Source organism: Streptomyces sp. NPDC046985 (assembly GCF_040644415.1).
In the GTDB taxonomy this organism is placed as follows: domain Bacteria; phylum Actinomycetota; class Actinomycetes; order Streptomycetales; family Streptomycetaceae; genus Streptomyces.
In genome coordinates, this window is record NZ_JBEYWK010000021.1 from 120,224 (window position 1) to 140,994 (window position 20,771).

At 74.1% G+C, this 20,771-nt stretch carries 18 protein-coding genes; 6 read left to right on the forward strand and 12 right to left on the reverse strand.

The window, feature by feature from the left end:
* Window positions 1-267: 267 nt before the first annotated feature.
* From ABZ861_RS25460 to efeO, 4 genes are read right to left on the reverse strand one after another with little or no spacing between them, the layout of a single operon-like run.
* Window positions 268-1,203 (reverse strand): hypothetical protein, encoded by a 936-nt coding sequence (locus ABZ861_RS25460; protein ID WP_361634340.1) that lies wholly within the window; start codon window positions 1,201-1,203, stop codon window positions 268-270.
* A 25-nt stretch (window positions 1,204-1,228) separates the two neighbouring features.
* The gene (gene efeU, locus ABZ861_RS25465) at window positions 1,229-2,101 is read right to left on the reverse strand and encodes an iron uptake transporter permease EfeU (RefSeq protein WP_361634245.1); all 873 of its coding nucleotides are present in this window, start codon (window positions 2,099-2,101) and stop codon (window positions 1,229-1,231) included.
* Between the two features lie 4 nt (window positions 2,102-2,105).
* Window positions 2,106-3,356 (reverse strand): iron uptake transporter deferrochelatase/peroxidase subunit, encoded by a 1,251-nt coding sequence (gene efeB / locus ABZ861_RS25470; RefSeq protein ID WP_361634247.1) that lies wholly within the window; start codon window positions 3,354-3,356, stop codon window positions 2,106-2,108.
* Between the two features lie 57 nt (window positions 3,357-3,413).
* Window positions 3,414-4,556 carry an iron uptake system protein EfeO gene (efeO, locus tag ABZ861_RS25475; protein WP_361634250.1) on the reverse strand — a complete coding sequence of 381 codons (1,143 nt, stop codon included), beginning with the start codon at window positions 4,554-4,556 and terminating at the stop codon, window positions 3,414-3,416.
* Between the two features lie 241 nt (window positions 4,557-4,797).
* Here efeO and ABZ861_RS25480 point away from each other — a divergent pair, with 241 nt between their 5' ends.
* Window positions 4,798-5,442: a PhzF family phenazine biosynthesis protein gene (locus ABZ861_RS25480; protein WP_361634253.1), complete on the forward strand. Its 645-nt coding sequence runs from the start codon at window positions 4,798-4,800 to the stop codon at window positions 5,440-5,442.
* Window positions 5,443-5,525: 83 nt separating this feature from the next.
* On the opposite strand, the gene ABZ861_RS25485 is transcribed toward ABZ861_RS25480, so the two are convergent.
* Together ABZ861_RS25485 and map are read right to left on the reverse strand one after the other, a co-directional pair.
* Window positions 5,526-6,173, reverse strand: coding sequence for a biliverdin-producing heme oxygenase (locus ABZ861_RS25485; RefSeq protein ID WP_361634256.1), 648 nt, complete (start codon window positions 6,171-6,173; stop codon window positions 5,526-5,528).
* A 197-nt stretch (window positions 6,174-6,370) separates the two neighbouring features.
* Entirely contained in the window at window positions 6,371-7,228 is an 858-nt protein-coding gene (map, locus tag ABZ861_RS25490) for a type I methionyl aminopeptidase (protein ID WP_361634259.1), read from the reverse strand.
* Window positions 7,229-7,286: 58 nt separating this feature from the next.
* On the opposite strand from map, the gene ABZ861_RS25495 reads away from it, so the two are divergent.
* From ABZ861_RS25495 to ABZ861_RS25505, 3 genes are all read left to right on the forward strand, one after another.
* A complete protein-coding gene (locus tag ABZ861_RS25495) occupies window positions 7,287-7,523 on the forward strand; it encodes a hypothetical protein (protein ID WP_361634262.1) in 237 nt (78 codons plus the stop codon).
* A gap of 561 nt (window positions 7,524-8,084) precedes the next feature.
* Window positions 8,085-8,789, forward strand: a complete 705-nt coding sequence (gene npdG, locus ABZ861_RS25500; RefSeq protein WP_361634264.1) for an NADPH-dependent F420 reductase — start codon at window positions 8,085-8,087, stop codon at window positions 8,787-8,789.
* 4 nt (window positions 8,790-8,793) lie between these two features.
* Complete coding sequence (locus ABZ861_RS25505) at window positions 8,794-9,054, forward strand: hypothetical protein (RefSeq protein WP_361634267.1); 261 nt, start codon at window positions 8,794-8,796, stop codon at window positions 9,052-9,054.
* Here the strand turns inward: ABZ861_RS25505 and ABZ861_RS25510 are convergent.
* Window positions 9,044-9,844 (reverse strand): site-2 protease family protein, encoded by an 801-nt coding sequence (locus ABZ861_RS25510; RefSeq protein ID WP_361634269.1) that lies wholly within the window; start codon window positions 9,842-9,844, stop codon window positions 9,044-9,046. The two genes, ABZ861_RS25505 and ABZ861_RS25510, sit on opposite strands and share 11 nt — an antisense overlap.
* 603 nt (window positions 9,845-10,447) lie before the next feature.
* Here ABZ861_RS25510 and ABZ861_RS25515 point away from each other — a divergent pair.
* Both ABZ861_RS25515 and ABZ861_RS25520 read left to right on the forward strand, forming a co-directional pair.
* Window positions 10,448-14,005, forward strand: coding sequence for a BTAD domain-containing putative transcriptional regulator (locus ABZ861_RS25515; protein WP_361634272.1), 3,558 nt, complete (start codon window positions 10,448-10,450; stop codon window positions 14,003-14,005).
* A 60-nt stretch (window positions 14,006-14,065) separates the two neighbouring features.
* Window positions 14,066-14,950, forward strand: coding sequence for a LysR family transcriptional regulator (locus tag ABZ861_RS25520; RefSeq protein WP_361634275.1), 885 nt, complete (start codon window positions 14,066-14,068; stop codon window positions 14,948-14,950).
* A gap of 147 nt (window positions 14,951-15,097) precedes the next feature.
* Here ABZ861_RS25520 and ABZ861_RS25525 read toward each other — a convergent pair whose 3' ends face one another.
* From ABZ861_RS25525 to ABZ861_RS25545, 5 genes are all read right to left on the reverse strand, one after another.
* A complete protein-coding gene (locus ABZ861_RS25525; RefSeq protein WP_361634278.1) occupies window positions 15,098-15,925 on the reverse strand; it encodes an ABC transporter permease in 828 nt (275 codons plus the stop codon).
* Window positions 15,922-16,947 (reverse strand): ATP-binding cassette domain-containing protein, encoded by a 1,026-nt coding sequence (locus ABZ861_RS25530; RefSeq protein WP_361634281.1) that lies wholly within the window; start codon window positions 16,945-16,947, stop codon window positions 15,922-15,924. The genes ABZ861_RS25525 and ABZ861_RS25530 overlap by 4 nt, the downstream gene beginning before the upstream one ends.
* Window positions 16,948-17,425: 478 nt before the next feature.
* On the reverse strand, window positions 17,426-18,649 hold the full coding sequence (locus ABZ861_RS25535) for an MFS transporter (protein WP_361634284.1): 1,224 nt from the start codon (window positions 18,647-18,649) through the stop codon (window positions 17,426-17,428).
* 88 nt (window positions 18,650-18,737) lie between these two features.
* On the reverse strand, window positions 18,738-19,796 hold the full coding sequence (locus tag ABZ861_RS25540; protein WP_361634287.1) for an endonuclease/exonuclease/phosphatase family protein: 1,059 nt from the start codon (window positions 19,794-19,796) through the stop codon (window positions 18,738-18,740).
* A 175-nt stretch (window positions 19,797-19,971) separates the two neighbouring features.
* A complete protein-coding gene (locus ABZ861_RS25545) occupies window positions 19,972-20,637 on the reverse strand; it encodes a TetR/AcrR family transcriptional regulator (protein WP_361634290.1) in 666 nt (221 codons plus the stop codon).
* Window positions 20,638-20,771 lie beyond the last annotated feature (134 nt).

A 20,771-nucleotide genomic window follows, 5' to 3' on the forward strand; every position in this document is an offset into this window, starting at 1 on the left:
GACAAGCCTCGCAGAGCTGCTAAGAGCGTTCATCCGAGCCGAGCCCCTGCAAGGCGCCCAGCCGCACGCCATGCCACGCCGCTCAGTCGAGCCCAGCCGCTGAAAGGCGCCTGGCCGACAAGCCCCGCCCAGCCGACAAGCCCTGCCGAGCCGCTTAGAACGCTCAGCCGAGCCGAGCCGAGCCGAGCCGCACGCCACACCGAGCCCAGCCGCACGCCATGCCGAGTCCAGCCGCACGCCACGCCGAGTCCAGCCGCCGGAGAACGCTCAGCCGCCCCGCGCCGACGTCATGCCCTGTACCCGCCCCAGTACCGTCACCTCGCGCTTCCCCGCGCCCCGCGCGGGGTCGAGGGCCGCCTCGTTGGAGACGAACTCCATCGTCAGCGACTGCCTGATCTCGCCCTCGGTCAGCGCCCGGACGTCCTTGCCCGGGACCGGCACCGAGGCGCCCGGGGCGGCCGTCTGCTTCTGGTAGTGGCGGGTGGCGAAGAAGACCAGCGCGCCGCCGTCGGCGGTGCGCAGCGCCAGCGGGGCGTAGCCGCCGCCGGACAGCGGCTCGTCGATGTACTGGGTGGCCAGACCGGGCCGCACCGCCTGCCGGGCGCGCAGCGCGCGCCAGCCGGTGGTGTGCGCGCCCGCGGCGAACGGGCCGTCGCCGTCCTTCAGGTACGCGGTGTAGTCCCGGCTCAGGTCGCCGGGCGCGACCGCCTGCCGCGCGGAGTCCGCGGGCACCGCCTCGGCCCAACCAGCCTCATCTTTGGCGAACTTCGGCACGGCGCCCGGCGCCACCAGCGTCAGGTAGGCCACCTGCCACGGCCGGTCCAGGTCGGCGCGGGTGAACACCAGCAGCCAGCGCGCGGCGCCGCCCTTGTTGCCGCGGGCGTCGGCGAGGAACCAGCGCGGCCAGCCGGCCTTCTTCGGAATCGTGAACCGCGCGTCGGTGAGCTTCAGGGGCGTGTGGGCGGGGTTCCCGCCCGGACTGACCGCGTGGCCGGCCTTCAGCCGGGCGGCGTCGATCGCGCCGAGCGCACCGGTGACGCGGCCGGCGTCCAGCGAACGGTCGTACGCCTTGTCGGCCTTGTTGTAGGCGACGGTGAACTGCCGCAGCGCCCTGGCGGCTTGGGCCCGGGTGCCGGCCGGGAGCACCTGGCGCTCGCCGTGCACCACCACGCACCCGCTCGCGGTCAGCGCCAGCGCGGTCAGCAAGACCGCGCTGAGCGCGCCCCGTTCACGCCTTGGAGGTCTCCGAGGACCGCGCACCCTGCTCTTCAGCACTCCGCACCTTCCCCTTCCCGGAGGCGAACCCTACCGGGGCGAAGAACACGGCGAGCACCGGGACGAGGTAGAGCAGCCACACCGTGACCTGGAGGACGGTCGGGTCGGGCTGGAAGTTGAACACGCCCTTCAGCAGCGTCCCGTACCAACTGTCCGGCGGGATCGCGCCGCTGACGTCGAAGGCCAGATGCGTCAGCCCCGGCAGCCAGCCGGCCTCCTGGAGGTCGTGGAAGCCGTACGCCAGCACGCCCGCCGCGACCACGACCAGCATGCCGCCGGTCCAGGTGAAGAACTTGGCCAGGTTGATCCGCAGCGCGCCCCGGTAGAACAGCCAGCCCAGCAGCACGGCGGTGGCCAGGCCGAGCGCGACGCCGATCACCGGGCGCGGCGTGCCGTCGGAGGCCGCGTGCACGGACGCCCACACGAACAGCGCGGTCTCCAGACCCTCCCGGCCCACGGCCAGGAACGCGGTGGCGACCAGAGCGCCGGTGCCCATGGCCAGGGCGGCGTCCAGCCTGCCGTGCAGCTCGGCCTTCAAGTGCCGGGCGGTGCGCCGCATCCAGAAGACCATCCAGGTCACCAGGCCCACCGCGACGATCGACAGCGAGCCGCCGAGCCCTTCCTGCGCCTGGAACGTCATCTCCTGGGAGCCGAACTCCAGGACACAGCCGAAGCCCATGGCCAGGACGACCGCGACGGCGACGCCGGCCCAGATCGGCCGCAGGGCGTCCCGGCGGCCGGTCTTGACCAGGTAGGCGATCAGGATGCACACGACGAGGCTGGCCTCCAGCCCCTCGCGCAGACCGATCAGGTAGTTGGAGAACACAGCTCTACGCCTCCTCGGACAGCAGGGGGCGGCCCCACCAGTCATGCGCGTCGCGCACCCCGGGCGGGATGGCGAAGACCGCCGAACCGACGTGCTGGATGTACTCGTTGAGCGCGTCCTGCGCCGACAGCCGGCGCTGGAGCGGGATGAAGCCCTTGCGGGGATCGCGCTGGTAGGCGAGGAAGAACAGGCCCGCGTCCAGGCGGCCGAGCCCGTCGGTGCCGTCGGTGAAGGAGTAGCCCCGGCGCAGGATGGTGATGCCGCCGTTGGAGTCGGGGTGGGCGAGCCGGACGTGCGCGTCGGGCTTCATCGCCTTCAGGAACGGCTCGTCGCGCTCCTTGGCCTTGCCCACCGGCGCGCCCTCGCCCTTGTCCCGGCCGAAGACGTCCTCCTGCTCCTGGAGCGAGGAACGGTCCCAGGTCTCGACGTTCATCCGGATCCGCCGGGCGACGAGGTACGAACCCCCGCTCATCCAGGCGTCCTTGCTCCCGCCGTCGCGGTCGCCGACCCATACGAACTCGCCCAGCCGGCCGGTCTCGTCCCCCGCGATGTTGCGGGTGCCGTCCTTGAATCCCATGAGGTTGCGCGGGGTCTGGGCGCCCGGGGTGGTCGAGGAGGTCTTGCCGAAGCCGAGCTGCGACCAGCGCACGGCGACCGTGCCGAAGCCGATGCGGGCCAGGTTGCGGATCGCGTGCACCGCGACCTGCGGGTCGTCCGCGCACGCCTGGACGCACAGGTCGCCGCCGGTGCGGGAGGAGTCCATGTCGTCGCCGGGGAACGAGGGCAGGTCCACCAGGGCCGCGGGGCGCCGGTCCGCCAGGCCGAACTTGTCGAACAGGGAGGGGCCGAAGCCGAGGGTGAGGGTCAGCCGGGACGGCTGGAGCCCCAGCGCCTCGCCGGTGTCGTCCGGCGGCGCCTCGGCCAGCCCGCCGTACGCGCCGTCGCCGACCGTCTTCCCGGCGGTCATCCGGCGCGCGGCGGCCGTCCAGTCCTTGAGCAACTGCACGAACGCGGCGCGGTCCTCGGTCTTCACGTCGAACGCGGCGAAGTGCAGCCGGTCCTGCACCGGCGTGGCGATGCCCGCCTGGTGGGCGCCGTGGAACGGCACCGCCGCTCCCGCGCCCGCCGCGTCGCTCTGGTTCTGCGCCACCGCCACGGCGCCGCCGGCCGCGGCGGCGCCGAGCGCGAGCCCGGCACCGCCCCAGCCGAGCAGCGCGCGGCGCGAGGGCGGGGCGCTTTGGGGCTCCTCTGTCATGGCGGTCGACTCCCTTGCTGTCTCTGCTCCTGGCTGTCTCTGCTCCTGCTGTCCCTGCTACTTCTTCACGACGGCGGCGGCGAGCTTGGACAGCGGCTCGGCGAGCGCGTTCACCGCGTCCGACAGCTCCTTGCGCTGGTCCTTGGAGACCTTGTCGTAGGAGACGAAGTCGGCGGTCCCGCTGCCCGTGCGGTACTTGGCCAGGAGGGTGTTCAGCGCCGCGAACTGCCGGTCCAGGTTCCCGGTCAGCGCGGCGTCGTTCTTCCGCGCGACCGGCTTGAGGAGTTCGTACGCTTTCTGCGCGCCCTCCACGTTGCCCTGGAAGTCCACCAGGTCGGTGTGCGAGTAGCGGTCCTCCTCGCCGGTGACCTTGCCGGTGGCGACCTCGTCGAGCAGTTCCTTGGCGCCGTTGGCCATGGAGGTGGGGGTGATCTGCGCCTTGCCGACCCGCTGCTGCCAGTTCTTCAGGTCGCTCACGAGCTGGTCGGCGAGGGTCTTCTCGTCGGCGCCGATCTTCTTGTCCTGCCAGAGCGCCTTCTCCAGGCGGTGCCAGCCGGTCCACTTCTGGCCCTGCTCCAGGCCGTCGGCGCGGGTGTCGGTCTTCGGGTCGATGTCGCCGAAGGACTCGGCGACCGGCTCGGTGCGCTCCCAGCCGACGCGGGAGGGCGCGTACGCCTTCTTCGCGGCCTCCAGGTCGCCCGCCTTGATCGCCTCGGCGAAGGTCTCGGCCAGCGGCACGGTCTGGTCGGCCTGGTCCTGAGCGTACTGGCGGTACGCGGCGACCGCCTTGTCCAGCTCGGGGTCGTGCTGGGCGGAGGCGCCCGCGCCGGTCACGGTGAGCTTCTGCCGGACGCCGTGGCCCTTCATGCCGGGACGGCAGGCGATCTCGTAGGCGCCGGCCTTGACCTCGGCGGTCAGCGTGTACTGAGTGCCCGGACCGATGTTCTCCTTCTCGGAGACGATCCGGTCGTCCGGGAAGAGGATCTCCACCTCGGTCGCCCGCGAGCCCTTGTTCGCGATCTTCAGCGTGACCTGACCGGCCGGGACGGCCTTCGCGGAGGTGTCGCACGTGGAGTCGGCGGCGGTCACCTTGATCGCGTCGCTGTCCTTGGCGTCGCTCTTGGCGGTGCAGGCCGTCACGGAGGTCAGGGCGGCCGCAGCGGCGGCGGCGGTGACGACGGAGAGTCGGACGGCTCGCATGACAAGGGCTCCCGAGATGGCTGGAGACGGCGTGACGGCCCTCACAATGATTGGTGAGGCTTGCCTAACTTAGCCGACCCTCGCCTGCTTGGTGCAGGAGGGTGCAGTGATTCAGCTCTCACGGGCGGCCCGAGCGGCGGGTCGATCGCGTGAAGATCGCGAAAGAATCAAAGAGAGGTAAAAGGAAAGCCGCGAGAAAGTCAAGGGTGATCGTCTCCGGATCGGGTGTTTGAATGCCCTGGTGACCGACTACGACGTGCTGCGCGTGTTCTGCGCGGCGAACGGCGGCTACGGCAACGAACTCGGCGTCGTCCGCGACGGCTCGCTGCTGCCCCGCCCCGGCGAGCGCCAGGAGCTGGCCGCGAAACTCGGCTTCAGCGAGACGGTGTTCGTCGACGACCCCGAGCGGGGCGCCGTCGACATCTACACGCCCACCGTGCGCCTGCCCTTCGCCGGGCACCCCTGCGTCGGCGCCGCCTGGCTGCTCGACGTGCCCGAGCTGATCACCCCGGCCGGGCGGGTCGGGGCCCGTCTGGACGGCGAGTTCACCTGGATCGAGGCCCGCCCCGAGTGGGCCCCGCCGCGCACCCTGCGCCAGTACGCCGCCCCGGCCGAGGTCGACGACCTCGCGCCGCCCCCGCCCGGCGCGTGGATCTACGCCTGGGCCTGGGAGGACGAGGCGGCCGGCCGGGTGCGCGCCCGCGGCTTCCCCGGACGCGGCGACGGCGTCGACGAGGACGAGGCGACCGGCGCCGCGGCCCTGCTGCTGACCGCCCGGCTCGGCCGCGCCCTCAACATCGTGCAGGGCGCCGGGTCGCAGATCCTCACGGCCCCGCAGCCGGAGGGCTGGGTGGAGGTCGGCGGGCGCGTGGTCCTGGAGCGCTGACCGCGTGCGGCGGGCGCGTGGTCCTGGAGCGCTGATCATGAGAGGCGGCCGCGTGGTCCCGGAGCGCTGAGCGGCCGCCCGCCTCACACGGTCAGCGAGAACTCCTCGCCCAGCGCCCTGAGCACCGCCGTGTTCAGGGCGAAGGCCCGCCGGCACTCGGCCGCGATCCGCCGCTTCTCCGCGTCCTCGGCCGGCGCCGCGTCCAGCAGCGCGCGGTACTCGCGCTTGAACGCGGCCGGGTTGGCGATCTCCTCGAAGACGTAGAAGCGGACGCCGTCGCCCCGCCGGGCGAAGCCCCAGGTCCGCTCGGCCCGGTCGCGGACGATCTGGCCGCCGGACAGGTCGCCCAGGTAACGGGTGTAGTGGTGGGCGACGTAGCCGGCCGGCCACCGCGCGCGGCACTCGCGCACCCGGTCCGCGTACTCCCGCGTCGCGGGCAGCGCGCTCAGCGACGCGCGCCAGGCGGGGCCCCGCAGGTACGCCAGGTCGCGCGCCAGCGCGGGCAGCCGGAACAGCTCCGGGCGGACGAAGGGACCGGCCACCGGATCGGCGGCCAGGTCCTCGGCGCCGGTCTCCAGCGCCTCGTAGACGAACCAGAGCTGCTCGGTGTAGCGCGCGTACGCCTCCACGGCCAGGCGGCCACCGAGCAGGTCGCTCATGAACGTCGCGTTCTCCGCCTCCGAGTGCTGCGCGTGCGAGGCGGTGCGGAGGAGGGTCGAGAAGGAGTCCATGATCGGATCATTCAAGGTTAGGTGAGCCTAAGTCAATGTTCGCCTGAGTCAAGGGCGTGCGGTCGTCGGATCGGCGGCGTCTCCGACGCGGCGTCGGCAAGCGGGCGGGGCGTCACGCTGCCGCGACGCGCGAGGGCCCGTCCCCGGCGTGCCGGAACGGGCCCTTCAGGTCGTGCGGGTCGCGCGGGCGCGGCGGGTCAGGGCAGCGTGAGGATCTCCGCGCCCGTCTCCGTCGCCACCAGGGTGTGCTCGAACTGCGCGGTCCGCAGGCGGTCCTTGGTGACCACCGTCCAGCCGTCGTCCCAGACGTCGTAGTCGTGGCCGCCCAGCGTCAGCATCGGCTCGATGGTGAAGGTCATGCCGGGGCGGATCACGGTCGTGGCGTGCGGGCTGTCGTAGTGCGGGACGACCAGGCCGGAGTGGAAGGCCGTGCTGATGCCGTGGCCGGTGAAGTCGCGGACCACGCCGTAGCCGAAGCGCTTGGCGTAGGACTCGATGACCCGGCCGATGACGTTGATCTGCCGTCCCGGGCGGACCGCCTTGATCGCCCGGTGCAGCGCCTCCCGGGTGCGCTCGACCAGCAGCCGGCTCTCCTCGTCCACGTCGCCGACGAGATAGGTGGCGTTGTTGTCGCCGTGCACCCCGCCGATGTACGCCGTCACGTCCAGGTTGACGATGTCGCCGTCCCGCAGCACCGTCGAGTCCGGGATGCCGTGGCAGATCACCTCGTTGACCGAGGTGCACAGCGACTTCGGGAACCCGCGGTAGCCGAGCGTGGAGGGGTAGGCGCCGTGGTCGCACATGAACGCGTGCGCCACCCGGTCCAGTTCGTCCGTGGTCACGCCCGGAGCGATGTGCCGGGCCGCCTCCTCCATCGCCTGCGCGGCGATCCGCCCGGCGATCCGCATCGCCTCGACGGTCTCGGGAGTCTGCACTTCGGGCCCGGTGTACGGCTTCGGCGCGGGCTTGCCGACGTACTCGGGGCGGCGGATGTTTCCGGGCACGGAACGGGGCGGGGACAGCTCCCCGGGGGCGAGCAGAGACTGGCCGGTCATGCCCGCGAGTCTATCCGGGGGCGATGGGGGAACATGACGGTGGCGAAAGGAGCTGGTCATGGCCCTGTTCAAGAAGCGGACCGCGGGAAAGCCGGGCGAGTGGTTCTACTGCCTGGAGCACCAGAAGGTGGAGGAGGGACCCGACTGCCCCGGCAAGGACAGATTCGGCCCGTACGCCTCCCGTCAGGAGGCCCAGCACGCGATGGACACCGCCCGCGAGCGCAACCTCCAGTGGGAGAACGACCCCCGCTGGCACGACGCCCCGGCGGGCGGCGGCGCGGGCGAGGAGGAGTAGGCGGGGCGGGTGCGGCGGCCGCACCCGCCCCCGCCCGGTCCTGCGGGGGGTGCGCGTCGCCGCGTGTCGTACGGCGTGGGGCGCGCGGGGTGCTGGGGGTCCCGGCTCCGCTCGGCGCCAGCCGTGCCGCGCTCAGCGGCGGTCGCACCCGCCCCCGCCCGGTCCTGCGGGGTGCGCGTCGCCGCGTGTCGTACGGCGTGGGGCGCGCGGGGTGCGCGGGGTGCTGGGGTCCCGGCTCCGCTCGGCGCCAGCCGTGCCGCGCTCAGCGGCGGTCGCCCCCGCCCCCGCCCAGTCCCGCCGCGTGCGCGTCGCCGCGTGCGTTGTGCGTGCTGCCCGCGCGGGGGCGGCGACTCTGGCCGGCACCGGTCGTGGCGCGGTCACGAGCTGGGCGTCCTGGCGCCGGCTGTCCGGCGGCCGTGCCGCCCCAAGGGGCAGTCCTGCGCGCGGAGTTCAGTGCGAAGGCCCCCGTGCCGGGGAGCGGGGGCCTGGGCCGTCGCCGGGCGGCGGTGACGCGGCTCACCTGGGCGGGTGCGGGGGAGATCACGGACGTAGAGTCGGCTCATGACCTCTAGCGACAGTGCACAGAAGGCCCCCGCCAAGGACCCCTGGGACCTGCCCGACGTCTCCGGCCTGGTCGTCGGCGTGCTCGGCGGGACGGGGCCGCAGGGCAAGGGCCTCGCCTACCGCCTCGCCCGCGCCGGGCAGAAGGTGATCATCGGGTCCCGGGCCGCCGAGCGCGCCCGCGCGGCGGCGGAGGAGACCGGGCACGGCGTCGAGGGCGCGGACAACGCCGAGACCGCCCGCCGCAGCGACGTGGTGATCGTCGCCGTGCCCTGGGAGGGGCACGGCGCGACGCTCGCCGCGCTGCGCGAGGAACTGGCGGGCAAGCTCGTCGTGGACTGCGTCAACCCGCTCGGCTTCGACAAGAAGGGCGCCTACGCCCTGACGCCCGAGGAGGGCAGCGCCGCCGAGCAGGCCGCCGCCCTGCTGCCGGACTCGCGGGTGACCGCGGCCTTCCACCACCTGTCCGCGGTGCTGCTCCAGGACCCGGAGACCGAGCGGATCGACACCGACGTCATGGTCCTCGGCGACGCCCGCGCCGACACCGACGTCGTGCAGGCGCTGGCCGGCCGCATCCCCGGGATGCGCGGCGTCTTCGCGGGCCGGCTCCGGGGCGCCCACCAGGTGGAGTCGCTGGTCGCCAACCTGATCTCGGTCAACCGCCGCTACAAGGCGCACGCGGGGCTCCGCATCACAGACGTATGACCCCATGGGGGACACTGGTCGCAGCAGCAGTGCACGAGAAGACGTCCGAGCAGTGTCCCCCCGACAGGAGCCCCGCGCCATGCCCCGCCTCGCCCGCTACGCCCTCGCCGTCTGCGTCCTCGCGGTCGCCGCGGCCGTCGTCTCCTTCGTCCAGGGAAGCTGGCTGGGGATCGTATGGATCCTGCTCGCGGGCTTGTCGTCCAACATGACCTGGTACTACGTCCGGCGGGGCCGGGACGCCCGGAACCGCTCGGTCACGGGCTGACCGAGCAGATCTGGTCGGCGCCCTCCCAGAACCGGTACAGCGACTGACCGCAGTAGGTGTCGAAGTCGCCGATCCCCAGCACCCGCAGGATCGCGTCGATCGCGTCGAAGAACACGTTGTTCACCGCGGGCACCCACAGCAGCGCGAACACGAACAGCAGGCCGAACGGGGCGAACGGCTCCACCTGCTGCTTCACCCGGGGCGACAGCCACGGCTCGACGACCCCGTACCCGTCCAGGCCCGGGACCGGCAGGAAGTTCAGGATCGCCGCCGTGACCTGGAGCAGCGCCAGGAAGGCCAGGGCGAAGCGGAAGTCGGCGGGCACGCCGTCCAGCGCGCCCAGCCAGAACGGGGCCGTGCACACCGCCGCGAACAGCACGTTCGTCAGCGGTCCGGCGGCCGAGACCAGGCTGTGCCGCCAGCGGCCGCTGATCCGGCCGCGCTCGATGAACACCGCGCCGCCCGGCAGACCGATCCCGCCCATGATCACGAAGATCACCGGGAGCACGACGCTCAGCAGGGCGTGGGTGTACTTCAGCGGGTTCAGCGTCAGGTAGCCCTTCGCGCCGACCGTGACGTCCCCGCTGTGCAGGGCGGTGCGCGCGTGCGCGTACTCGTGCAGGCACAGCGAGACGATCCAGGCCGCCGTCACGAACAGGAACACCGCGACGCCCGGCTGCGCGGCGAATCCGGTCCAGGTGGCCCAGCCCGTGACCGCGGTGACGGCCAGGATCCCGACGAAGACGGGACTGACCCTCCGGTCGCTGCGACGGGTGGTGACGGTGGTCATGGGCGAAGGCTCCTGGGGGCGCGAGGCGGGCGGTGCGGAGAGACGACCGTACCGGTGACACCAGGCGAACGTACCGCGCGGACAGCGGGGGAACGTAACGGCGCCACGGGGGAACGTGCCGCCGGGGCGCCGGGGACCTGCGGCTGGACGCCGGGGCGCCTGCCGCTGGGGGCGTCTGCGGCCGAGACGCCGGGGCGCCTGCTGCCGAGGGCGTCTGCTGCTGGGGCGGTGGGGACGCCGTCGGGACACTGGGATACGTGCGGCTGGGGCGCCGAGGACGCCGGGGACGCCGTCTCGGGGCGCCGGGGACGCCGTCAGGACACTGGGACACGTGCGGCTGGGGCGCCGGGACCGGTGGTCGGGATGCCGGGCACATGCCGCCCAGGGCGCTGGGACACGTACCGCTGGTACACCGGGGGCCTGCCGCCGGGACACGGGGGCAGTGCGGCCGGGGGACTGGGACACGTGCGGCCAGACACGGGAATACGCACCGCCCGGTCGCCGGGACACGTACCGCTGGGACACCGTGGAAACGGCCCGCGCGCCGGTCCCGTTCCCGCCTCGGGGAAACCCCGGGGCGGGCCGCTCGCGTCCCCGGGGACAATGGACCCCGTGCGCTACCGCATTCTCGGCACCACCCAGGCACTCCGCCCCGACGGCACGGCCGTCCCCGTGGGCGGAGCGAGGCTGCGTGCCCTGCTGACCGTGCTCGCCCTGCGCCCCGGCCGCGCGGTCCCGGTCCCCGTCCTGGTCGACGAGGTGTGGGACGGCGACCCGCCCGCCGACGCCCCCGGCGCGCTCCAGGCACTGGTCGGGCGGCTGCGCCGGGCGCTCGGCGCCGACGCCGTCGCCTCCGCGGACGGCGGCTACCGGCTCACCGCCCAGACCGACGACGTCGACCTGCACCGTTTCGAGCGGCTGGCCGACGAGGGCCGGCGCGCGCTGGACGACGGCGACCCCGCGAAGGCGGCCGCGGTCCTCGACGACGCCCTCGCCCTGTGGCGCGGCCCCGCCCTCGCCGACCTGCCCGACCGGACCGCCCAGGCGGCCCGCTGGGAGTCCCGCCGCCTGGAAGCGCGTCGCGCCCGCCTGGCCGCCGCCCTCGCCCTCGGCCAGGGCGAGCGGGCCCTGCCCGAGCTGTCCGCCCTGTGCGACGCCCACCCCCTCGACGAGTCGCTCCAGGCGCTGCGGCTGCGCGCCCTGCGCGAGGCGGGCCGCACGGCTGAGGCGCTGGCCGCCTACGAGGACGTACGGCGGCTGCTCGCCGACCGCCTCGGCTCCGACCCCGGCCCGGAACTGCGCGCCCTGCACGCGCGGTTGCTGACCGCCGCGACGACGGACGAACCCGGCCCCGGCGCCGCCACCGGCCCCGCCGCCACCGGTCCCGGCGGCTCCACCGGCCCCGGCGGTCCCGGCAGCAGTACCGGCCGTCACGGCGGCCCCAGTAGCTCTCGCGGGCCTGGCGGGACCGCCGACTCTGCCGACTCTGCCGACTTCGCCTACCCCGGCGGCTCCGGCAGCCCCGGCGCATCCGCCGACGGTCGCCCCGCCCACCCCGGGCCGCACGCCCCCTCACCCGCCGCCGACAGCGCGCCGCCCCCCGCGTCCCTCGCGGCCCCCGCGCCGGGCCCGCCCAGCAACCTGCGCGCCCGGCTCACCTCCTTCGTCGGGCGCGAGGCCGACATCGAGGCGCTTCGAGCCGACCTGGCGGACGCCCGCCTGGTCACGCTGCTCGGGCCCGGCGGCGCCGGCAAGACCCGGCTGTCCCAGGAGGCCGCCGAGGCGGTGCGGCCGGCGCTGCGGGACGGGGTGTGGCTGGCCGAACTCGCGCCCGTCGACGACCCGGACGACGTGCCCGAGGCCGTGCTCACCGCGCTCGGCGCCCGCGAGACCGTGCTCTACGGCGCCGGCGCCGAGGAGATGCGGGCCGCCGTCGCCGACCGGGACGACCCCGTGGAACGGCTCGTCGAGCGCTGCGCGCGGCGCCGCATGCTGCTTCTGCTCGACAACTGCGAGCACGTCGTGGAGGCCGCCGCCCGCCTCGCCGAGGAGCTGCTCGCCCGCTGCCCGCACCTCACCGTCCTGGCCACCAGCCGCGAGCCGCTGGGCGTGCCCGGCGAGCTGCTGCGGCCGGTGGAGCCGCTGCCCGAGCCGGTCGCGCTGCGGCTGTTCGCCGACCGGGGGGCCGCCGTACGGCCCGGCTTCCGGATCGACGCGGACGAGGACACGGCGGCCGCCAGCGCCGAGATCTGCCGCCGCCTGGACGGCCTGCCGCTGGCCATCGAACTGGCCGCGGCCCGGCTGCGGCTGCTCACCCCGCGCCGGATCGCGGACCGGCTCGACGACCGGTTCCGGCTGCTCACCTCCGGCAGCCGCACCGTGCTGCCCCGCCAGCAGACCCTGCGGGCCGTCGTCGACTGGTCCTGGGAACTGCTGGAGGCGGACGAGCGCACCGTGCTGAGCCGGCTGTCCGTCTTCGCAGGCGGCTGCGACCTCGCCGCCGCCGAGGCGGTGTGCGGGCCCGCCGCCGCCGACGCCCTCGGCTCCCTGGGCTCCCTCGTCGACAAGTCGCTCGTGGTGGCCGCCCCCGGCCCGGACGGCGAGATGCGCTACCGGCTGCTGGAGACCGTCGCCGAGTACGCGGGCGAACGGCTCGACGAGACCGGCGACCGCGACCGGGCCGAGCGCGCCCACCTGACGCACTACCGTGAACTCGCGCGCACCAGCGACCCGTTGCTGCGCGGTCCGCGACAGCGCGAGGCCATCGCCCGCTTCGAGCTGGAGTACGAGAACCTGCGCACCGCGCTGCGCCGCGCCGTCGCCGCGCGCGACGAGCAGGAGGGCATCTGCCTGATCCTCTCCCTGGTCGCCTACTGGCAGATGCGGGACCTGCGCATCGAGGCGCGCAACTGGTGCGCCGAGGTGATGGCGCTGGGCCCCGACCCGTTCGCCGAACCCGTCCGCCGCGCCGCCCCGGTGTGGCAGTGGTGCACCGAGGCCCCGCCGCCGATGACCGGCGAGGTGCTGGCCGAGGCCCGGCGCGGCGTCCACCTCGCCCACCTCGCCTGCATGGACACCGAGCTGGAGGCGTGGGAGAGCCCGGCGGCGAAACGGAAGCTCAGGGCCATCGCCGAGACCTACGAGCCCGGCATGCCGCAGATCTGCCGCACCCCCGGCATGGTCTGGTTCTTCGCCGTGCTGATGATCGGCGACGTCGGCCGGATCCGCGTCATCGTCGACGCCGCCGTGGACACCTGCCGCGGCGCCCCCGGGTTCGAGTGGGAACTCGCCAACGCCCTCCAGATGCGCGCCAACCTGCTGGCCAACCGCACCGACTGGGCGGGCGACGCGGCGCGCGACGCCGACGAGGCGCTGGAGATCCACCGCCGCCTCGGGGACGCCTGGGGCGTGGCCGAGGCGCTCTCCGCGCGCGGCGAGGCGCTGGAGCGCAGCGGCCGTTACCGCGAGGCCGCCGCCGACTTCGAGGCGGCCGTGGCGCACGCCGAACGCCTCGACGCGCGCGCCCAGGTCGCCGTCCTGAACGCCCGGCTGGGCAGCGCGCTGCTGGAGGCCGGGGAGCGGGAGCGGGGGGAGCGCATCCTGCGCGAGGTGATCGCCCGGGAGGACGTCCCCGCGGGCGAGGCGATGCCGGCCGCCCGGCTGTTCCTGGCGGGCTGGCTCGGCATGAGCGGGCGGGTCGCCGAGGGGCGGGAGCAACTGCGGCTGCTGCGCGAGGAGTTCGGCGGTTCGCGGTTCGTCGTCTTCGACGGGTTCATCCTGGGCGCCGAGGCGTGGCTGGACGCCGTCGAGGGCTGCCACGAGGACGCGCTCGACAAGGCCCGCCAGGCCCTGGAACGCGCCGAGGACCCGCTGTCCCGGGCCATCGCGCCGCACATGCGCTCGACGTACCTGACCATCGCGGCCCGCGCCGTCGTCGGCGCAGGCGGCGCCGGCGGCGCCGAGCGGGCCCGCAACGCCGCCCGCGTCCTCGGCGCCGCGGACGCGATGCTGCCGCCCGGCCACATCGCCTCGTCCCTGGAGCGGCACGTCCGCGACCAGGTGGAGCAGGCGATCCGGGCGGTGCTGGACGAGCAGGCGTACGAGGCGGCGTACGCGGAGGGCGGCGCCCTCACCCCGCAGGAGGCCGCCGCCCTGGTCTAGGGCGTGTGACGACGCTCTCCGGACCGCCCTCTAGACCGTCATGCGCTGGTCGGGCTGCGGGTGCTGCGCGAGGTGGCGGAGCGGGGCACCTTCACGGCCGCGGCGGACGCGCTCGGATACACGCAGTCGGCCGTCTCCCGGCAGATCGCCGCCCTGGAACAGGCCGCCGGCGCCCGGCTCTTCGACCGCTGCCCCGGCGGCGTCCGGCTGACCGGCTCGGGCCGTGCCCTGCTGCGGCACGCCGTCGTCGCCCTGGACGCCCTGGAAGCGGCCGACCGCGAACTCCGCGGAGCGGCGGGGGTCGAGAGGGGCCTCGTCCGGCTCGGCTTCTTCCCCACCGCCGGAGCGGTGATCGTGCCCCGCGCCCTGGCGACGCTGCGCCAGGAGCACCCGCACATCCAGGTGACGACGCGTGAGGGGAGCACCCCCTCGCTGGTGCGCGCGCTGCGCGCCGGCGCCCTGGATCTCGCGCTCCTCTCCTCCAGGCCGCCGCACCGCTCGCCCGACACGGACGCTCCGCCTCTGAGCGTCGAGCCGCTGCTGGAGACGCGCCTAGCGGTGGTGGTGCCGGCAGGCAGTCCGTTCGCCGAACGGGGCAGCGTCAGCGCCGAGGAGATCGCGCGCGAACCGTGGATCGCCAGTCCCGGCACCGCGGACGAGCCGCTGCTCGGCGTCTGGCCCGGTCTGCCGGGGCGGCCCACGGTCCGCCACACCGCCCGCGACTGGCTGGCCAAGCTCCACCTGGTCGCGGCCGGCGCCGGCGTCACCACGGCCACGCCGGCGCTGCTGCCCGCCGTCCCGCCAGGCGTACGCCTCGTGCCGGTCGAAGGCGTCGCGGAGGAGGTGCGACGCGTCAGCCTGGTGCGCATGCCGGGCCCCGTCGGGGCGCCCACGAAGGCGCTGGCACGCGCCCTGCGCCAGCGAGCCGCCGAACTGCCCGACTGACCGTCCCGTCCGGGGCGTTGAGCCTCGTCCGTCCTCACCCCCAGAGGTCGGCGCAGGCGAAGTCACCGGCATGGGGCGCCAGGCGGTGTCAGACACGGCCTGAGTCGTGTCTGACACCGCCTGGCGCCCGCCCGGCGCGGCGCACGGTCAGCTCTTGGTGCGGAACTTGTGGATCGCGATCGGCGCCATCACCGCGGTGATGCCCACCGACCAGCCGAGCGTCACCCACAGGGAGTGCCCGACCGAGCCGCTCGTCATGAGGGCGCGCGCGGTGTCGGCGAGGGAGGACAGCGGGTTGTACTCGGTGAAGTCCCGCAGCCAGCCGGGCATCGTGCCGGTCGGCGCGAAGATCGACGAGCCGAACTGGAGCGGCATCAGCACCAGGAAGCCCATCGCCTGCACCGACTGGGCGCTCTTCATGATCACACCGAGGGTGATGAACACCCACATCAGCGCCGAGCCGAACACCGCGGACAGCCCCACGGCGGCGAACAGTCCGGGCCAGTTCTGGATGTCGAAGCCCACCAGGACGCCGACGACCATCAGGATCATCGTCGCGAACAGCATGCGCAGCAGTTCCACCGAGATCTTGGCGAAGAGCACCGAGCCGCGGCCGATCGGCAGGGACCGGAAGCGGTCCATCACACCGGAGTTGAAGTCCTGGTTGAACCCGGTGCCCACGCTCTGGGCCAGGTTCATGCCCATCATGGCCATCAGGCCGGGCACGATGTACTGCACGTACTGCTGCTGGCCGCCGCCGAGCGACTGGCCGATCGAGCCGCCGAAGACGTACACGAACAGCAGCGTGAAGATCACCGGGAACAGGATCGCGTCGAACATCGACTCCGGGTCCTGGCGGATCCACAGCAGGTTGCGGCGGATCAGCGCGCCGGTGTGGCGCAGATGCCCGCGCAGCGGGATCCTGGCGTCGCCCTGAAGGGCGGGAGCGGCGGGAGCGGCGGTGACGGCGCTCATACGGCGACCTCCTCGCGGTCGTCGGCGGGCACGGCGTCCTGCGGGGCGCTGGCGCGGTGGCCGGTGAGGGACAGGAAGACTTCGTCCAGGCTGGGCAGTTCGGTGACCACGGAGCTGAGGGTGATGCCGCGCGCGGTCACCGCGCCGATCACGGAGGTGAGCTGCTCGTCGCTCAGGATCGGCACGAGCAGGGAGTTCGTCTCGGCGTCGACGGTCGTCGCGGCCAGGCCGGTGATCCCCAGCTCGTCGATCACCGCGGCGAGCGGACGCAGTTCGGCGGCGTCGGCCGGCTTGACCCGCAGGGTGCGGCCGCCGACTCGCGCCTTCAGCTCCTCGATCCGGCCGCCCGCGATGACCTTGCCGCGGTCCACCACGGTCAGCTCGGAGGCGAGTTGCTCGGCCTCCTCCATGTACTGGGTGGTCAGCAGGACGGTCACGCCGTCGCCGACCATGGCCTTGACCTCGGCCCACACCTCGTTGCGGGTGCGCGGGTCCAGGCCGGTGGTCGGCTCGTCGAGGTAGAGCACGGCGGGCCGACCGATCATGGAGGCGGCCAGGTCGAGCCGGCGCCGCATGCCGCCCGAGTACGTGGACGCCGGGCGCCGCGCGGCCTCGGTGAGCGAGAACCGCTCCAGCAGCTCGTCGGCGCGGGTGCGGGCTTCCTTGCGGGGCAGGTCGAGCAGCCGCCCGATCAGGTACAGGTTCTCCCAGCCGGGGAGCTTCTCGTCCACCGAGGCGTATTGCCCGGTGAGGCCGATGACCCGGCGCAACTGCCGGGGCTGGCGTACGACGTCGTACCCGGCGACGACGGCGTGGCCCGCGGTGGGGGCGATCAGGGTGGACAGGATCCGTACCAGGGTGGTCTTCCCGGCGCCGTTCGGCCCGAGCACGCCCATCACGGTGCCCTCGCGCACGTCCAGGTCGACGCCGTCCAGTGCTTTGGTCTCGCCGTAGTGCTTGACCAGTCCCCGCACGGTCACGGCGTCGCCCGTGCGCCGGGGGTTCTCATCGATTCGCGTCATGCCGACGACCTTCCCACCCCCCACCGACAAACCGCCGACAGCCCGCCGACAGAACCGGCCGCACGACCGACAGCCGACCGACAGAACCGGCCGATACGGCCGACAGCGGGCCGACAGGATCGACCGCTACGACCGACAGCGGGCCGACGGGACCGGCCGCGCGACGGAGAGTCCGCCGCCTCGCCCGGCCGTGCGACCGACAGCCCGCGGCCTCGCCCGCCTCGCCCGGCACGTCCGACGCCCCGGACACGGCGGGCCGCCCGCCACGTCCGGCGGGCCTGGCACGACGGGCCCCCGACACGGTCCGCCCCGACCGCAGCCCGCCCCGCCCCGGCCTACCCGCGGCCTCACACGCCGCCGCCCCGGCGACGCGGTGTCAGAGCGGGGCCGGGGCGGGCGGACTTCTGCGCAAGCGAGGCGCGCGGACTCGTGCGCGAGGGGGGCGCGCGGACGTGTGCGCGAGGAGGGCGGGCGGCGCTCAGCCGTGCAGCGCCTCCGTCGGCTCCGGGACGTGGGCGGCGACGACCCGGCCCGCGAGCGGCGCGCCGGTGCGGCGGCGGTCCGTCAGGTAGGCCGCGGTGGCGACGCCCAGGCCGAGGACGGCCAGGGCGGCGCCCGCCAGGGCCGGGGACGTGACGCCGAGGCCCGCGGCCAGCGAGGCGCCGCCGATCCAGGCGCCGCCCGCGTTGGCCAGGTTGAACGCCGCCTGGTTGGCCGAGGACGCCAGGGACGGCGCCGCCGACGCCTTCTCCATGACCATGAGCTGGAGCGGCGAGCCGGTGACGAACGCGGCCGTGCCGAGCAGCGCCACCGCCACGGCCGCGCTCCACTCGGCCCGCATCAGCAGCGGGAACAGCAGCAGCACCGCGGCCAGCGAGGCGAGCCCGCCGAACAGCGTGCCGCGCAGCGACCAGTCGGCCAGCCGGCCGCCGAGCAGGTTGCCGGCCGTGGCGCCCACGCCGAACAGCGCCAGCAGCAGCGTCACGCTGGACTCGGCGTACCCGGCCGCGCCGGTGAGCATCGGGGTGACGTAGCTGTAGGCCGCGAACACGGCGCCGAAGCCCGCCACCGTCGTCAGCAGGGCCAGCCAGACCGGCAGCGGGCGCAGGGCGGCCAGTTCGCCGCGCAGTCCCGTCGCGGCCGCGTGGCCGTGCGCGCGGTCGTGGGGGACGAGCAGCGCGAGGGAGGCGACGGCGGCCGCGCCGATCGCGCTCACCCCGAGGAAGGCCGCCCGCCAGCCCAGGTGCTGGCCCACGAGCGTGGCGACCGGGACCCCGGCGACGTTGGCCACGGTCAGCCCGAGGAACATCAGCGACACCGAGCGCGCCTTGCGCTCCGGCGGCACCGTGCCGGTCGCGACCACCGCGCCCACGCCGAAGAAGGCGCCGTGCGGCAGGCCGCTCAGGAAGCGGGCGGCCAGCAGCGCGTCGTAGCCGGGGGCGAGGGCCGACAGCGCGTTGCCCGCGACGAACAGGCCCATCAGCCCGATCAGGACGTGCCGTCGGGACAGCCGCGAGGTGAGCGCGGCCAGCAGCGGGGCGCCGACGACGACGCCCAGCGCGTACGCCGAGACCAGGTGCCCGGCGGTGGGGATCGAGACGTGCAGGTCGTCCGCGACGTCGGGCAGCAGGCCCATCATCGCGAACTCGGTCGTGCCGATGCCGAAGGCGCCCACGGCGAGGGCGAGCAGGGCCAGGGGCATGAGGGGCCTTTCGAGGAGTTCCGTACCGCGTGCGACTTTGTATGTTCAGTCGCGGAACAAAGCCTCTCAGGCCGAGTATTCCAGCAGGTTAAGACCCGGTTGCCGATGTGGTGACCTTCACACTCGCGGCCACCGGAAGGTGGTCGCTGTCGGTGCGCGGCAGCGTCCAGGACCGCACCGGCTGCACGCCCCGGACCATGATCTGGTCGATCCGCGCCATCGGGAAGGACGCCGGCCAACTGAACCCGAAGCCGTCGCCCGCCGCGCCCTGGGTGGAGCGCATCTGGGAGGTGACGGCGTTGAGCGAACGGTCGTTCATCGTGCCGTTCAGATCGCCCAGCAGGACCACCCGCGGCTGGCGCTCGGCGGCGATGGCCTCGCCGAGCGCGTCCGCGCTCTGGTCGCGCTGAGCGGCGGTGAACCCGGAGTCCAGCTTGACCCGCACCGACGGCATGTGGGCGACGTACACCGCGACCGGCCCCTTCGGCGTCGCCACGGTGGCGCGCATGGCCCGCGTCCAGCCCAGCTTGATGTCCACGGACCGCACCCCGCTCAGCGGGTACTTGCTCCACAGCCCCACCGTGCCCTCGACCGCGTGGTAGCGGTACGACGGCGCCAGCGCGCTCACGTATCCGGGCACCGCCGACGCCTTCAGCTCCTCCAGGGCGAGCACGTCCGCGCCGTCGGCGGCCACCGAGCGCGCGGTGCCGGCTGGGTCGGGGTTGTCGGCGCTGACGTTGTGCGTGGCCACCGTCAGATCGCCGCCGGCGCCGCCCTTGGCGGTGACCAGGCCGCCGAACAGGTTGAGCCACACGATCACCGGCAGCACGATCGCGACCAGCGCGGTCGCCGACTTGCGCACCAGGGCGAGGACGAGCAGCACGGGGACCGCGAGACCGCACCAGGGCAGGAAGGTCTCCACCAGGCTGCCGAGGTTGCCGACCCGGTTGGGGATGTGCGAGTGCAGCAGCATCACCAGCGCGAGGATCACCGCGAGCGTCGCGAGCACGACCCCGCGGCGCCAGATCCCGGCGTCGCCGCGCCAGCCGTACGAGAGGCGGCGCCCCAGGCGTCGGAACCGGTTCCCCCGGCGCTCGGACTCCGGGCTGCCGCTGTCCGTCTCCGTCACATACGCCTGCTGCGCCATGCCGCCGCCTCACTGCCTGCCGTGCTCACCGTCCGCCCCGTGGGTTACGACCCTAGGCGATGATCGGCTCCTGTCCGCCGTCCCATCACGACCGTACGGGCACGAGGACGAACAAGTGGGCGTACGGAGTTCCGCCGGAGGCGTCGGGAGCGCGGTCTGTGACCGAACGCGCACATCACGACGTCGGGGACGAGGGGGAACTGACGGGCCGTAGCCCGTCCAGCACCATGTCCACGATCTGCTCCGACAGCCCCTCGTGCAGGTCGCCGTCGGGGTGCATCACGCTGCGCACCAGCATGGGGCCGACGAAGATGTCGTGGAGCAGATCGACGTCGACGTCCGCGCGCAGCTCGCCGTCGCGCTGTCCGCGGCGCAGGATCTCGACCTGGAGTCGGTGCCGGGGCGCTATCACGGTGGCGTGGTAGGCGCACCAGATCTTCGGGCTGCTCTTCATCTGCGCGTAGACGTTGTGCAGGATCGCCGAGGAGCGGCTCACCAGTCCGCGTCGGCGCAACTGCTCCAGCAGCGCCACCAGATCGTCCCGCATGGAGGTGCCGGGCAGTTCCGGGTCGTCCGGCTCGGCGCTGCGCACCACGTCGACGAACAGCTCCTCCTTGCCGCTCCAGCGGCGGTAGATGGCCGCCTTGCCGACGCCCGCGGTCCGGGCGACCCGCTCGATGGAGAGTTCGGCGAGCGGCACGCCCTCCTCCAGCAGCTTCATCACGCCTTCCACGATGGCGCGTTCCACCGCTTCGCTGCGCGGGCGCCCGCGCGTGGGCGGCGGCTCGGCGGCGGCTCGGGAGTCGGCTGGCGTGTCGGCTCGGGTGTCGGCTGGGCTCACGTGAGGCGTCCTTTCGTCGTTCGTCGTGCCGGAGATCGTCCTCTCCGGCGGTCGGCGGGGGAACCGTTCCCCCGCCGACCTCACCCGTTCGACTGCTCCGCCCCCGTCGACTGCTCCGCTCCCGTCGCCGCCCG